Source organism: Nocardioides sp. NPDC047086 (genome assembly GCF_040643685.1).
In the GTDB taxonomy this organism is placed as follows: Bacteria; Actinomycetota; Actinomycetes; order Propionibacteriales; family Nocardioidaceae; genus Nocardioides.
On sequence record NZ_JBEYUV010000006.1, the window covers coordinates 120,680 to 133,156 of the forward strand.

The window sequence follows — 12,477 nt, forward strand, 5'->3', positions numbered from 1 at the left end:
CGCCGAGCCGACCACATGGCGCCTGCGCTGATGCGCAGGCGCCGTTCGCGCGCCTGCGATCAGCGGCACGCACGCCTGGCGAGACCGTCGGACGAACGAGTTGCCGCATGCTGCACCGCTGTGTAGATTGCCATTTCAGAAAAGATTTCTGTATCGCGGGATGGTGTTGTGCACGTTACTTTTGTAGGACTCGGCCGAATGGGCGCCGCGCTGGCGTCCGCGCTGGTGGACGCCGGCATCCAGGTCGCCGGGTTCGATATCTCGCCGGAGGCGCAGGAGAGGGCCGAACGGCAGGGCATCCGAGTGCTGGAGGACTTCGCAGACGTCGCGCACAACAGCGACGTGGTGCTCACGTCTCTCCCGACGGTGAGCGCGGCGCGCCAGGTCGTCTTCGACCTCGGTGCACAGCTGCCCGAGGGAGCCCTCGTCATCGAGACTTCGACCTGCTCCCCCGCCTTCGCCCGGGACGCTGCTGCTCGGCTCGCCGAGCGAGGCGTACGGTTCGTCGACTGCCCGGTCAGCGGCAAGCCGCCCCACACCTCCATGCTCGTCGGCGGCGACGAGGGCATCTTCGGCGACGCCGCTCCCCTGGTGGGCCAGCTCGCCACCAACGTCAGCTATCTCGGCACCATCGGCGCCGGCTACGGCGTCAAGCTCCTGCAGCAGTACGTGAAGTACGCGCGGTTCCTGGTCGCCGCCGAGGCGCTGAGCTTCGCGGAGCACGAGGGCCTCGACATTCCCGAGACGGTCCGCGCCCTCTCCTCCGGCACCGGAGCACGACCGGGCCTGGCCACCGCCGAGGAGTACTTCCTCCGCGACGTCGATGGAATCGCTTCGCATGCTCCGGTGGCCACCATCGCCAAGGACATCGAGCTGACGCGCACCATGTTCCTCGACGCCGGCTTCGAGAGTCCCTCCTTCAGCGCTCTCGCCGAGTTCTTCCTGACCGTCGACGCCGGCGATCACACCGGCCGCCCCTATCCCGAGGCGATCGACCTCCTCGCGGACTTCCGATTCACGACAGAGAGCCATCGATGACCAGCACCGATCTGAGCCACGACCTTCGACACCAGATCGCCACCGGCTGCCGCATAGCGGGATTCCGCGGACTGTGCGAGGACATCCTCGGCCACATCAGCAGCCGACACGAGGACGGCCTGCTCATCCGTTGCCGCGGCCCCCAGGAGAGCGGCCTCCTCTTCACCGGGCTCGATGACATCCGCGCGGCGGACTATGCCGGCAACCTGCTCGACCCGGACGATGCGTACTCGGTCCCCAACGAGATTCACATCCACACCGAGATCCTCAAGGCCAGGGGCGACGTGGACGTCGTGCTGCACGCGCACCCGCCGGCAGTGGTCGCACTCGACCTCGCCGGCCTGGAGCTTGCGCCAGTCGTCGGGGCCTACAACATCCCCGCCGCGCGGATGGCACGCGATGGCATCCCGGTCTACCCCCGCAGCGTCCTGGTCAACACTCCCGACCTCGGGCGGGACCTCGCAGACGCGCTGGGCGACAAGAGCAGCTGCGTCCTGCGCGGTCACGGAATCGTGACCACTGGCAAGAGCGTCCAGGAGGCGCTGAGCCGCGCCCTGAGCATCGACACGCTCGCCCGGATGATCCTCCGCGCAGCCAACGCCGGCAGCGCCCCTCGACCGATGTCGAACGAGGATGTCGCACAGCTTCCGGACCTCGGTTCGGGGTTCAACGACCAGCTGATCTGGCGGTTCCACTCGACCAGCCTCGCCGCGGCGGGCTTCGCTCTCCCAGCCTGATCCCCCGCCGCATCTCGTCGAGCGCATACGGCGCGGCGCTGAGACCTCGGTGACCTCAGAGCCGTGGACCCGCATCGTCGCGCAGCACGTGCGGCTCTCTGGAGAGAAGAAGTCGCACCCACCACTTGCCCTCGCTCTTTCTTTCTAGCAGAATCATGTTCTGACAGACAGAGGCCGTGGAGGAGTGCAGATGACAGATCAGACGGCGGTAATCGAGGCCGTGCGAGAGGGCATGATTCCCGCGCACGTGTACAACGACCGCGAGATCTTCGAGCTGGAGAGGGACCGAGTGTTCAACCGGTCCTGGATGTTCGTCGCCCATGAGTCCGAGATCCCCAACGTCGGCGACTACGTCGTGCGTCACGTCCTGGACGACTCGTTCATCGTCGCCCGTGACAACTCCGGCCAGGTGCGGGTCATGTTCAACATGTGCCTGCACCGTGGCATGCAGGTATGCCGCGCGGAGATGGGCAACGCGTCCAACTTCCGCTGCCCCTACCACGGTTGGAGCTACCGCAACGACGGTCGCGTCCTGGGCCTGCCCTTCCACCAGGAGGCGTACGGTGGCGAGGAAGGCTTCAAGAAGAAGGGGCAGACCCTGCTCCCGGCGCCGTCGATGGACACGTACAACGGTCTGATCTTCATCAGTCTCGACCCGGACGCCGAACCGCTCGAGGACTTCCTGGGCGACTTCAGGTTCTACCTGGACTACTACACGAGGCAGAGCGGGGACGGCGTCGAGGTGCGCGGTCCTCAGCGGTGGCGGGTGAAGGCGAACTGGAAGATCGGCGCCGAGAACTTCGTCGGCGACATGTACCACACCCCGCAGACGCACACGTCCGTCGTGGAGATCGGTCTCTTCCGCGAGCCGAAGGCGGAGAAGCGCAAGGACGGCAACACCTACTGGGCCACGTCCGGCGGCGGCACCACCTACAAGCTTCCGCCGGGCACCCTCGAGGAGCGGCTGGCGTACGTGGGCTATCCCGAGGAGATGATCGAGAGGATGAAAGAGGTCTGGTCGCCCGATCAGCTCGACGTCATCGGCCGCGACGGCTTCATGATCTCCGCGGCCTCGATCTTCCCCAACCTCTCTCTTGTCCACAACTGGCCCAAGGTCGAGGACAGCGACTCCGACGAGGTGCTCCCCTTCATCTCGCTTCGCCAGTGGCAGCCGATCTCGGAGAACGAGACCGAGGTGCTGTCCTGGTTCATCGTCGACAAGAACGCCCCCGAGGACTTCAAGGCCCTCTCCTACAAGGCCTACCTGATGTGCTTCGGGTCCAGCGGCATGTTCGAGCAGGACGACGTGGAGAACTGGGTCTCGCTGACCAACACCGCGGCCGGCTCGATGGCCCGCCGTCTTCACCTCAACTCCCGGATGGGCATCAAGATGGACGGCTCGAACGTCGTCCCGGCGCTCACCAAGGAGGAGTTCGCGGGCCCGGGCACGGCGTACGTCGGCTATGGCGAATATGGGCAGCGCAACCTGCTCAACAAGTGGGCCGACTACCTCGAGCGCGAGCCGGAGAAGGTCGGCGGCATCAGCCTGGGCGGCGCCATCCGCGGCGAGCAGGGCCACCACAGGAGCAGCGAGGAGCAGACGCGATGACGACCCACTACCCCATCGACGCGAGCCGTTCACAGCTCGGCGGGCACGCCTCGAAGACCACGAAGGTCGGCCGTTCCCTGCCCTTCGACGACCCGCGTCACCTCTCGGCCCACCGCTGGATCGTGGACGAGACCTACATCCTCGACGAGCAGCGCTATCAGGACTGGCTGGCCCTCCTCGCCGACGACATCCACTACTACATGCCGGTCAAGGTGACCACCGCCCTCGGTGCGGGCTACGACACCGCGCCCGGGATGGCGCACTTCGACGAGAACAAGTACTCCCTCTCCCGTCGCGTCGCTCGTTTCGAGACCGAGCACGCCTGGACCGAGGACCCGCCTTCGCGCTTGCGCCACTTCGTGACCAACGTACGAACGTTTGCGACGGACCAGGCCGAGGAGATCGTCGTCGAGTCGGCGACCTTGCTGTTCCGCAGCCGCGGCGACGTCAACGAGCCGGCGATCGTCTCGGCCGGGCGCCGCGACCTGCTCCGCGCGAACGGCGACAGCTGGCTGCTCGCCCGCCGCCACCTGGCCGTCGACGAGTCGGTGCTGCGTACGCAGAACCTGGCCATCTTCCTGTGAGGCCGCGATGACACCCAAGCGACCCCACCTGGAGTGGGAGGGCGAGTCCGCGGACCGGGCCGCTGCGATCTCCGCCGCCGAGCGACGTGCGGAGTTCCTCGACCTGGCCGTCGGCGAGCCCATCGTGATCGCCAACGAGTTCTCCGAGATCCGGGTCCTGCGCGTCAACACTCGCAACGGCGTCCGACTCTTCATCGACTCCCCGAAGTCGGGCCAGTGGATCACTCTCGACCCGCTCGAGCTGGAGGCTCTGACCTGGCAGAACGACGCCACCTTGGCGGCCATGGTCGGCAAGGTCGCGGCACCGTTGATTCCGGACGACCCCGACGATGGTCTCGAGGAGGAGGGCGAATGAGCCAGTGGCTGGAGGGCCGCCGTGCCCTGATCGTCGGCGCCGGTTCCGGCATCGGCCGTGCCGTGGTCGACGCCTTCATCAGCGAGGGCGCCCGGGTCGCGGTGCTCGAGCTGTCCCAGGAGAAGTGTGACGCGATCACCGAGGCCCACCCGGACATGCCGGTCGTCGCCGGTGACGCCACCACGTACGCCTCGAACCAGGAGGCCGTGGCTGCCACGGTGGATGCCTTCGGCGGCCTCGACATCCTGGTCAACTGTGTCGGGATCTTCGACTTCTACCAGGGGATCGACCAGATCGACGCGGACGTGCTGGACTCCGCCTTCGACGAGATGTTCAGCATCAACGTGAAGTCGCATCTGATGTCGGTCAAGGCGGCGCTGCCCGCGCTGGAAACGGCCGGCCGCGATCACGGGGAGGCCTCGGTCATCCTGACCGAGTCGACCTCGGCCTACTATCCAGGTCGCGGCGGGATCCTCTACGTCCCCTCGAAGTTCGCGGTCCGAGGTGCCGTCACCTCGCTGGCCCACGAGCTGGCAGGCAGGAAGATCCGGGTCAACGGCGTCGCCCCCGGCGGAACCCTCAACACCGACCTGCGCGGTCTGGACAGCCTCGGGCTCAACGACAAACGCCTCGACGACACCCCCGGCCGGGAGAAGGAGCTCGCCGGCAGGGTTCCGCTGGGCGTCGCGCTCAGCGGGGAGGACCACGCCTGGAGCTACGTCTTCCTCGCCTCCCGGCGCGCCCGCGGCATCACCGGCGACGTGGTCCACCCCGACGGCGGCATCGCCGTGAAGCGGTGACCGAAGACAGCTCAGCACGAGATTCGAAGGAGCAAACCGATGGCCAGGCTCACTGCCGACTTCGCCGCCTGCCAGGGCTACGCCAACTGCGTCGTGGCCGCCGACGACGTCTACGACATCGACGATGACGGGATCGTGGTCCTCCTGACGGAGACGATCGACGAGTCCGACCGTCCCCGGGTGGAGGAAGCGGCCCGCAGCTGCCCGGTCAACGCACTCCAGGTCGCCGACGAATGAACGTCCCCAGGACCCTGATCGTGGGAGCCTCGGTCGGTGGCGTACGCGTCGCGCAGGCGCTCCGCGCGGAGGGCTACGTCGGCCAGATCGTGCTCATCGACGCCGAGAGCGAGCTCCCCTACGACAAGCCGCCGCTCTCCAAGGGACTGCTGCTGGGCACCACCGACCCGGAGAGGATCCGGCTCCTCACCGAGGAGAAGGCCGCAGAGCTCGATGTCGAGCTGCGGCTCGGGGTCGCAGCCATCGGGCTGGACGCCGTGGCGAGGCAGGTCGCTCTCGCCGACGGATCCACCGAGGCGTACGACACGCTCGTCGTCGCCACCGGCGTGGCTGCCAGCCGGGGACCGTGGGGCGGCCTGCACGGGAGCGGCGTGCATGTGGTGCGCACCCTTGCCGACGCATCGGCCCTGCGGAAGGAGCTGATCGCGGGCGGTCCGGTCGTGGTGATCGGCAGCGGTTTCATCGGAGCCGAAGTGGCCGCGAGCGCACGGTCCCTCGGCCTGGAGACCCACCTGATCGACCCCGTACCGACGCCCATGAGCCGTTCCTTCGAGCCTGGCGTCGGCGCGATCTTCGCCGAGCTGCACCAGGACCGTGGCGTGATCACCCACTTCGGCGTCGGTGTCGAGGATGTCTCGCGCGCTCGCGGCGGCCTCGACGTACGTCTCAGCGACGGCTCCGTCCTTGCTGCCGCCGTGGTGGTCGTCGGGATCGGGGCGCACCCCGTCACCGACTGGCTGCGGGGCTCCGGCGTCACACTCGACGACGGCATCGTCTGCGACGAGCATCTGCGCGCCGAGAGCCCCGGGGAGCCGGGCAGCATCTACGTCGTGGGCGACGTGTGCCGCTGGAGAGATGCAGAGACCGGCGACCTCATCCGCGCCGAGCACTGGACCAATGCCGTCGACCAAGCGTCCTGCGCGGCGCGCAACATCGTGCACCCCGACGAACTGCACGCCTATCGGGCGATCGAGTACGTCTGGACCGATCAGTACGACTGGAAGATCCAGGTCGTCGGCGCTCACCATGGCGCTGCCTCCAGCAGGACCATCGGGAATCCCGAGGGCGGCCGCTTCGTGGTCCTCTACGCGACCGAGGATGGCGCGCTGCGGGGAGCCGCGGTGGCGAACTGGCCCAAGGCGCTGGTCACCACCCGCAAGGCGATGGCTGCCGGCCACTCTCTGGTCGAGGTCGCCGACAAGCTGGCTGCGGGCCCATCGCCGGTTCGTACGGACGGCGAATCCGCGCTCGGATCAGGCGACGGGTCGAGGAGGTGACGGCATAGGGTGCTCTAGTGACCGCGACCTCTGAGGGTTTCCCGCTCGCACCCGAGCACACCGCCTCGCCGCAGTATCCGATCGAGTCGGTCGACAACGCGCTGCGCCTGCTCTGGCTGCTCAGCGAGCGCCGTTCGCTGCGCCTCACCGAGGCGAGCCAGTATCTCGGCGTGGCGTCCTCGACCGCGCACCGGCTGTTGGCGATGCTGCAGTACCGCGGCTTCGTCCGGCAGAACCCGAGCAGCAAGGCGTATGAGTCCGGCCCCTCGCTGGACCGGATCGCGTTCGCGCTGCTGCGGCGCCTCGACATCCGCGATCTCGCTCGGCCGGTGCTGGAGAAGCTCAACGAGACGACCGGTGAGACCGTGCACCTCGGCACCCTCGAGGGGTCGACCGTGCGTTACCTCGATTCGCTGGAGAGCTCGCGGGCCGTGCGGGTCGCCTCCCGTTCGGGCGGGGCGATGCCAGCGCACTGCACGTCGACCGGCAAGGCGATGATCGCCACCCTCGACGATGCTCAGGTGAGCGGCCTCTACCCCGACGAGGCGCTGCCGCAACAGACACCGAAGTCGGTCGCGACCCGCACCGCGCTGCTGAGCGAGCTTTCCGAGGTGCGCGCCCGCGGTTACGCGATCGGTGACGAGGAGAGCGAGGAGGGCGTCTGGTCGGTCGCGGTCGCGGTCGCCGGCGCTCCGGTGCCGACCGCCATCAACATCTCGGTGCCGATCAGCCGGATGAATGCCAAGCGCCGCAAGGAGCTGGCCGCACTCGCCAAGAGCGCCGCCGCTGACCTGGAGGCCGAGCTCAGCTGACCTGCGCCGCCGCCGACGCCGAGGACCCTGCCCACGCACGTGGGCAGGGTCCTTTCACGTAGCAGGCAGGCGCTACCCGAACCGGCAAAGTCTCGCCAGGAACTCTTGACCTGTGATCGTGCTCACTGTAGAACAGAATTGAATTCTTCAGAGAGGAAAACTTTATGAGTGCGATCACCGCGGCGCGGTCTCCGCGTGCACGCCGCCTGGCGCCCTGGGTAGTGGCCGCCGCGCTGGCACTCTCCGGGTGCTCCACGCCGGCAGCCGCAGATGACGGCGTGTACCGGATCGGCCTCATCACCAGCCAGACCGGACCCGGCAGTCAGCTGGGAATCGGCGAGCTGCGCGGTGCCGAGCTGGCCGTCGAGCAGATCAACGCCGACGGCGGCGTCAACGGCGCGACGCTGGAGCTGATCACGGCCGACGACCAGAGCAACCCGTCACAGGCCGTCCTCCAGGCTCGCAAGATGCTGGGCCGCGTCGACGCCTTCGTGGGCCCTTCGACATCGGGTCCGTGCAAGGCGATCGCTCCGCTGGCCGAGAGCGCCAAGGTGATCGACTACTGCCTGTCCCCCGGCCTCAAGCCCGAGCCCGGCGGGTGGCAGTGGTCGGCCAGCGTCGCGACGCACGACCTGACGAGCCGGCTGGTCGACTACTGGAAGAGCGAAGGCATCACCCGGGTCGGCCTGCTGACGCAGACCGACTCCTCCGGCGCCGAGGGCGCGGAGTCCACCAAGGCCGCGATCGACGAGATCGACGGCATGGAGCTCGCCGGGGAAGCGACCTTCAGCCCCGACGCCGTGTCGGTGACCGCGCAGCTGCAACAGATCGCCAAGCACAAGCCGCAGGCACTGGTCGTCTGGGCCACCGGCGCCGGCGCGGGCGTCGCGTTCAAGGGAATGGGCCAGGTCGGCCTGGACATCCCCGTCGCCACCACGGACGGCAACCTCACCTACGCCTTCGTCGACCGGGTCAAGCACTTCCTCCCCGACCCTCTCCTGATCCCCGCGACCCGCGACTTCTGGGACCCCGCGGAGTACCCGAACGACGAGGTTCGGGAGCTCGAGGCGAACTACCACGACGCGTACGTCTCCGCGCACGGCGAGCAGCCAGACTTCGGCCCGGGCGTCGCCTACGACGGCGTCTACCTCGTCGCGGAGGCGCTCGAGCGCGCCGGAGGCGACTCTGCCGAGGCACGGACCGAGCTGGAGAGGATCAAAGACTTCGACGGTGTCGTGGGGACGTACAACTTCTCCGTCGAGGACCACCGCGGCCTGACCGAGAAGGACGTCGCCATCGTGCAGGCGACCGAGGACGGGTTCGAGTTCATCGGAGGAGTCGAATGAGCGACTATCTGCAATCGGTCCTCGGAGGCCTCGCCGACGGATGCGTGTACGCACTGATCGCGCTCGGCATGTCCGTGATCTACTCCATCAGCCGCATCATCAGCCTGGCGCAGGGTGGCTTCGTCGTTCTCGCCGCGCTCACCGCGGTCTCGCTGCAGAGCGCGTTCGGGATCAGCCCGTTGGCCACGCTGCCGATCGTGATCGTCATCTTCTCGGTCGGCATGGTCGGCCTCGCCCGGATCGTCATCCAGCCCGCCGCCAAGCGGGCCACACCTGAGCGGCTCCTGCTCGTGACCGTCGGCGTGCTCCAGGCGGTGGGCGGCCTGCTGCTCATCGGTTGGGGCAACTTGCCCTACACGATGCCTGCCTTCACAGGTGACACCCCGCTCGAGGTGGCCGGGCTGAGCCTGCCGACGCAGTACTTCTGGCTCTTCGGTGGACTGATCGTCTCGATCGTCGGGCTCTGGCTGTTGTTCACCAAGACCGAGATCGGCCTGGCGATGCGTGCGACCGCCTCCAACCCAGGCGCGGCCGCGCTGCAGGGCATCCGAGTCGAGCGGATGCGCCTGATCGCGTTCGGCCTCGCGGGCGCGATGGCCGCCGTCGCCGGCACCACCATCGTCCCGATCACCTTCCTGCAGTTCACCACCGTCACCCCGTACGCCGTTGCCGGCTTCATCGCCGCCGTCGTCGGTGGCTTGGGGAGCAACCTGGGCGCGGTGACCGGCGGCCTGCTGCTCGGCCTGCTCCAAGGAGTCTTCGGTCGCTACTGGAACGCCGACCTGGCTCAGCTGACCGCGATCGCCCTGCTCGTCGCCCTGCTCGTGGTTCGCCCACAGGGAATCTTCGGAACTCCAGAAAGGGTGCGTCGATGAGTGCCACGCAGATTGCTCCTGTGCGCGACAGCGCGCTGTCCGGACGTACGGCCGCTCTGGCGGTCATCGGCATCGCGGTGGCGCTCGCGCTCCCGTATCTGGTCCCGACCCAGATGAGTCTGCTCGTCACGGTCGGCATCTTCTACCTGGCCTGCATCGGTCTCACCCCGCTGATCGGACAGGCCGGCCAGGTCTCGCTCGGCCAGACCATGTTCATGGCGATCGGCGCCTACGGCGCCGGGCTGCTCACCCTGAAGTGGCAGTGGCCGACCGCGGTCGCCGCGATCGTTCTCGCGCTCTTGTGCGGCGGCATGGCGCTGCTCTTCGGTGCCGCCTTCCTCCGGCTGCGCGGCTACTACTTCGCGCTGGCCACGCTCGGTCTGGCGGTTGCCATCGCCTCGCTGAGCACGGCTTGGATCGCGGTCACCGGTGGCCCGTCCGGCATGGTCGACATCCCGAGCCTCAACCTGTTCGGCTATGAGGTGTTCTCCGATCAGGCGAACTTCTACCTGCTCGTCGTGCTCGGCGGGCTGGCGGCCTGGATCACCACCAACCTGCGAAAGTCGCAGACCGGCCGGGCCCTTGCCGCGGTGGGCCACGACTCGATCGCCGCCGGGATGCTCGGTATCAACGGCTCCCGCTACAAGGCGACCGCCTTCGCGATCTCGGCCGTCACCGCCTCGTTGGCCGGCAGCCTGTACGCGTTCTACCTGCGGTTCTTCTCCCCCGAGATCATCACCGTCACGGTCGCCTTCAGCATCGTCATCATGGTGGCGATCGGCGGCTCGCGCAGCGCGTTCGGGCCGCTGATCGGCGCGCTGGTGATCCAGGGCGTGCCACAGATGGGCCAGACCTTCGCCATCTGGGTGCCGTTGTTCGCCGGAGTCGTCCTGATCGTGGTGATGACCTACTTCCCGGCCGGTCTGTGGGGCGCGATCAGCGATGTCGCGGGCGCGCTCCGGAGCACTGCCCCGTCCCCTTCGAAGGAGCAGAGATGAGCGCACTGTTGACCGTACGCGGGCTGAGCCGCAGCTTCGGCGGCCTCGCCGCCGTGCAGAACGTCGACCTGGAGGTGAAGGAGGGAACGATCCGTGCGGTGATCGGGCCGAACGGCGCCGGCAAGACGACCCTGCTCGACCTGGTCACCGGATTCACCAAGCCGGACGGGGGCAGCGTCGACTTCGACGGCCACCAACTGGTCGGCCGCTCGCCCCGGGATCTGCCGGCGCTGGGCCTGATGCGCACCTTCCAGTCGGCCCGGCTGGTGCCGACACTGACCGTCCGCCAGAACATCATGCTCGGGGCGTACCGCTTCACCAGGGCACGCTTCCTCTCGGATGCCCTGCGCCTGCCGCGGACCCGTCGGGAGGAGCGTGAGCTGCAAGCCCGTGCCGACGAGCTGATCGCCTTCCTGGACCTCACCCGCTTCTCGGGAAGCCTGGCGACCGACCTTCCGGCCGGTGCGCAGCGGCTGGTCGAGGTGGCCCGTGGTCTGGCCGCCGCACCGAAGCTGCTGCTTCTCGACGAACCCGCCGCGGGCCTCGATGACAGCGAGACCCGGGAGCTGGCTGACGTGCTGCACGCGGTCCGGGAGGGTGGGGTCTCCATGGTGCTGATCGAGCACAACATGTCTCTCGTCCTGGCGATCAGCGATCAGGTGACCGTGATGGACGCCGGAAAGGTGATCGCGGACGACGTCCCGAGGGTCGTCCGCGAGGACGACGTCGTCCGCAAGGCCTACCTAGGAGTCGCCTCGTGATCGAGCTGAAGAACCTCTCCGCCCGCTACGGCCGGGTCGGCGTCCTGCGTGAGGTGAATCTGCATGTCGAGCCCGGCGAGGTCGTCGCCCTGCTGGGCGCCAACGGTGCGGGCAAGTCCACGTTGCTGCACAGCATCGTCGGCGTACACCGGGCCGTCACCGGACAGGTCACTCTGGACGGAGATGACGTCACCGGCCTCAACGCCTCCGAACGTACGCGTCGCGGGATCTCGCTGGTGCCCGCCGGGCGTCAGATCTTCGCGGAGCTGACCGTAGAGCAGAACCTGCAGGTCGGCCTGCACGGGACCCGCCTCGATGCCGGCGAGCAGGCGAAGCGCTTCGATCAGGTGCTCGCGCTCTTCCCGATCCTGCGTGACTTCGCCTCCCGGCCGGCCGGGCTGCTCTCGGGTGGTCAGCAGCAGATGCTGGCGATCGCGCGAGCACTGGTCCGGCAGCCGGCCTACCTCCTCCTCGACGAGCCGTCGATGGGGCTGGCGCCGCAGATCGTGGAACAGATCCTCGGTGTGCTCTCGACATTGACCGAAACCGGCGTGGGCGTGCTGCTCGCCGAGCAGAACGCCGGAGCGGCGCTGGGCGTCTCACAGCGCGGGGTCATCGTCGAGAACGGCGTCGTGGTCCGGAGCGACACCGCAGAGATGCTGCTCAACGATCCCGAGGTCAGCAACCACTATCTCGGCGTCGAGCAGGAGGCCGTCGAGGTCGCCGACCGCGCGGTGCTCCCGACAAGGATCTTCGACCCGATCAGCTGATCACACCTGGAAATGAGGGGAGCCGCTGACCTTGGCATCGTGCCTGGTCAGCGGCTCTTTCTTGCTCCCCCGGTTGGACTCGAACCAACAACCCTCCGTTTCGGAGGGCCACCAACAGCGCTTGACGCGCGTTGACGAACGGCCGCTCTCACCTGCCCAAACCTCGAAGGGCGGTACTCACCGTCAATCAGTATCATTCGCCCAAAAGCGGGAGATAAGCGGGATACTCCCCAAGTCCCGTCGAATCTCCCCGCAAGGCACTGATGACTGTGAGCCCG

Annotated in this window: 14 protein-coding genes; all 14 read left to right on the forward strand. The window is 67.9% G+C overall.

The window, feature by feature from the left end:
• Nucleotides 1–168: 168 nt before the first annotated feature.
• The 14 genes from ABZ796_RS06990 to ABZ796_RS07055 all read left to right on the forward strand — a co-directional run bounded on the left by ABZ796_RS06990 (nucleotide 169) and on the right by ABZ796_RS07055 (nucleotide 12,199).
• Nucleotides 169–1,038 carry an NAD(P)-dependent oxidoreductase gene (locus tag ABZ796_RS06990; RefSeq protein WP_357335698.1) on the forward strand — a complete coding sequence of 290 codons (870 nt, stop codon included), beginning with the start codon at nucleotides 169–171 and terminating at the stop codon, nucleotides 1,036–1,038.
• Nucleotides 1,035–1,775: a class II aldolase/adducin family protein gene (locus ABZ796_RS06995; RefSeq protein WP_357335700.1), complete on the forward strand. Its 741-nt coding sequence runs from the start codon at nucleotides 1,035–1,037 to the stop codon at nucleotides 1,773–1,775. The genes ABZ796_RS06990 and ABZ796_RS06995 overlap by 4 nt, the downstream gene beginning before the upstream one ends.
• Nucleotides 1,776–1,965: 190 nt before the next feature.
• On the forward strand, nucleotides 1,966–3,384 hold the full coding sequence (locus ABZ796_RS07000) for a Rieske 2Fe-2S domain-containing protein (protein WP_357335702.1): 1,419 nt from the start codon (nucleotides 1,966–1,968) through the stop codon (nucleotides 3,382–3,384).
• Nucleotides 3,381–3,968, forward strand: coding sequence for a 3-phenylpropionate/cinnamic acid dioxygenase subunit beta (locus ABZ796_RS07005; protein ID WP_357335704.1), 588 nt, complete (start codon nucleotides 3,381–3,383; stop codon nucleotides 3,966–3,968). Before ABZ796_RS07000 ends, ABZ796_RS07005 begins: the two co-directional genes overlap by 4 nt.
• 7 nt (nucleotides 3,969–3,975) lie before the next feature.
• Nucleotides 3,976–4,323 (forward strand): hypothetical protein, encoded by a 348-nt coding sequence (locus ABZ796_RS07010; RefSeq protein ID WP_357335706.1) that lies wholly within the window; start codon nucleotides 3,976–3,978, stop codon nucleotides 4,321–4,323.
• Nucleotides 4,320–5,123 carry a 3-(cis-5,6-dihydroxycyclohexa-1,3-dien-1-yl)propanoate dehydrogenase gene (gene hcaB / locus ABZ796_RS07015; protein ID WP_357335708.1) on the forward strand — a complete coding sequence of 268 codons (804 nt, stop codon included), beginning with the start codon at nucleotides 4,320–4,322 and terminating at the stop codon, nucleotides 5,121–5,123. The genes ABZ796_RS07010 and hcaB overlap by 4 nt, the downstream gene beginning before the upstream one ends.
• 39 nt (nucleotides 5,124–5,162) lie before the next feature.
• On the forward strand, nucleotides 5,163–5,360 hold the full coding sequence (locus ABZ796_RS07020) for a ferredoxin (RefSeq protein WP_357335710.1): 198 nt from the start codon (nucleotides 5,163–5,165) through the stop codon (nucleotides 5,358–5,360).
• Nucleotides 5,357–6,637 carry an FAD-dependent oxidoreductase gene (locus ABZ796_RS07025; protein ID WP_357335712.1) on the forward strand — a complete coding sequence of 427 codons (1,281 nt, stop codon included), beginning with the start codon at nucleotides 5,357–5,359 and terminating at the stop codon, nucleotides 6,635–6,637. Before ABZ796_RS07020 ends, ABZ796_RS07025 begins: the two co-directional genes overlap by 4 nt.
• Nucleotides 6,638–6,654: 17 nt before the next feature.
• The gene (locus ABZ796_RS07030; RefSeq protein ID WP_357335714.1) at nucleotides 6,655–7,449 is read left to right on the forward strand and encodes an IclR family transcriptional regulator; all 795 of its coding nucleotides are present in this window, start codon (nucleotides 6,655–6,657) and stop codon (nucleotides 7,447–7,449) included.
• 164 nt (nucleotides 7,450–7,613) lie between these two features.
• Nucleotides 7,614–8,795, forward strand: a complete 1,182-nt coding sequence (locus tag ABZ796_RS07035) for an ABC transporter substrate-binding protein (protein ID WP_357335716.1) — start codon at nucleotides 7,614–7,616, stop codon at nucleotides 8,793–8,795.
• Nucleotides 8,792–9,670: a branched-chain amino acid ABC transporter permease gene (locus ABZ796_RS07040; RefSeq protein WP_357335718.1), complete on the forward strand. Its 879-nt coding sequence runs from the start codon at nucleotides 8,792–8,794 to the stop codon at nucleotides 9,668–9,670. Before ABZ796_RS07035 ends, ABZ796_RS07040 begins: the two co-directional genes overlap by 4 nt.
• A complete protein-coding gene (locus tag ABZ796_RS07045; RefSeq protein WP_357335720.1) occupies nucleotides 9,667–10,668 on the forward strand; it encodes a branched-chain amino acid ABC transporter permease in 1,002 nt (333 codons plus the stop codon). The genes ABZ796_RS07040 and ABZ796_RS07045 overlap by 4 nt, the downstream gene beginning before the upstream one ends.
• Nucleotides 10,665–11,429, forward strand: a complete 765-nt coding sequence (locus ABZ796_RS07050; protein ID WP_357335721.1) for an ABC transporter ATP-binding protein — start codon at nucleotides 10,665–10,667, stop codon at nucleotides 11,427–11,429. The genes ABZ796_RS07045 and ABZ796_RS07050 overlap by 4 nt, the downstream gene beginning before the upstream one ends.
• Nucleotides 11,426–12,199, forward strand: coding sequence for an ABC transporter ATP-binding protein (locus tag ABZ796_RS07055; protein ID WP_357335723.1), 774 nt, complete (start codon nucleotides 11,426–11,428; stop codon nucleotides 12,197–12,199). Before ABZ796_RS07050 ends, ABZ796_RS07055 begins: the two co-directional genes overlap by 4 nt.
• The last annotated feature ends 278 nt before the right edge of the window (nucleotides 12,200–12,477 follow it).

Coding starts and splice junctions, on each gene's coding strand:
- ABZ796_RS06995 (WP_357335700.1), top strand. CDS start 1,035: ATGACCAGCACCGATCTGAGCCACGACCTTCGACACCAGATCGCCACC.
- ABZ796_RS07000 (WP_357335702.1), top strand. CDS start 1,966: ATGACAGATCAGACGGCGGTAATCGAGGCCGTGCGAGAGGGCATGATT.
- ABZ796_RS07005 (WP_357335704.1), top strand. CDS start 3,381: ATGACGACCCACTACCCCATCGACGCGAGCCGTTCACAGCTCGGCGGG.
- ABZ796_RS07010 (WP_357335706.1), top strand. CDS start 3,976: ATGACACCCAAGCGACCCCACCTGGAGTGGGAGGGCGAGTCCGCGGAC.
- hcaB (WP_357335708.1), top strand. CDS start 4,320: ATGAGCCAGTGGCTGGAGGGCCGCCGTGCCCTGATCGTCGGCGCCGGT.
- ABZ796_RS07020 (WP_357335710.1), top strand. CDS start 5,163: ATGGCCAGGCTCACTGCCGACTTCGCCGCCTGCCAGGGCTACGCCAAC.
- ABZ796_RS07025 (WP_357335712.1), top strand. CDS start 5,357: ATGAACGTCCCCAGGACCCTGATCGTGGGAGCCTCGGTCGGTGGCGTA.
- ABZ796_RS07035 (WP_357335716.1), top strand. CDS start 7,614: ATGAGTGCGATCACCGCGGCGCGGTCTCCGCGTGCACGCCGCCTGGCG.
- ABZ796_RS07040 (WP_357335718.1), top strand. CDS start 8,792: ATGAGCGACTATCTGCAATCGGTCCTCGGAGGCCTCGCCGACGGATGC.
- ABZ796_RS07045 (WP_357335720.1), top strand. CDS start 9,667: ATGAGTGCCACGCAGATTGCTCCTGTGCGCGACAGCGCGCTGTCCGGA.
- ABZ796_RS07050 (WP_357335721.1), top strand. CDS start 10,665: ATGAGCGCACTGTTGACCGTACGCGGGCTGAGCCGCAGCTTCGGCGGC.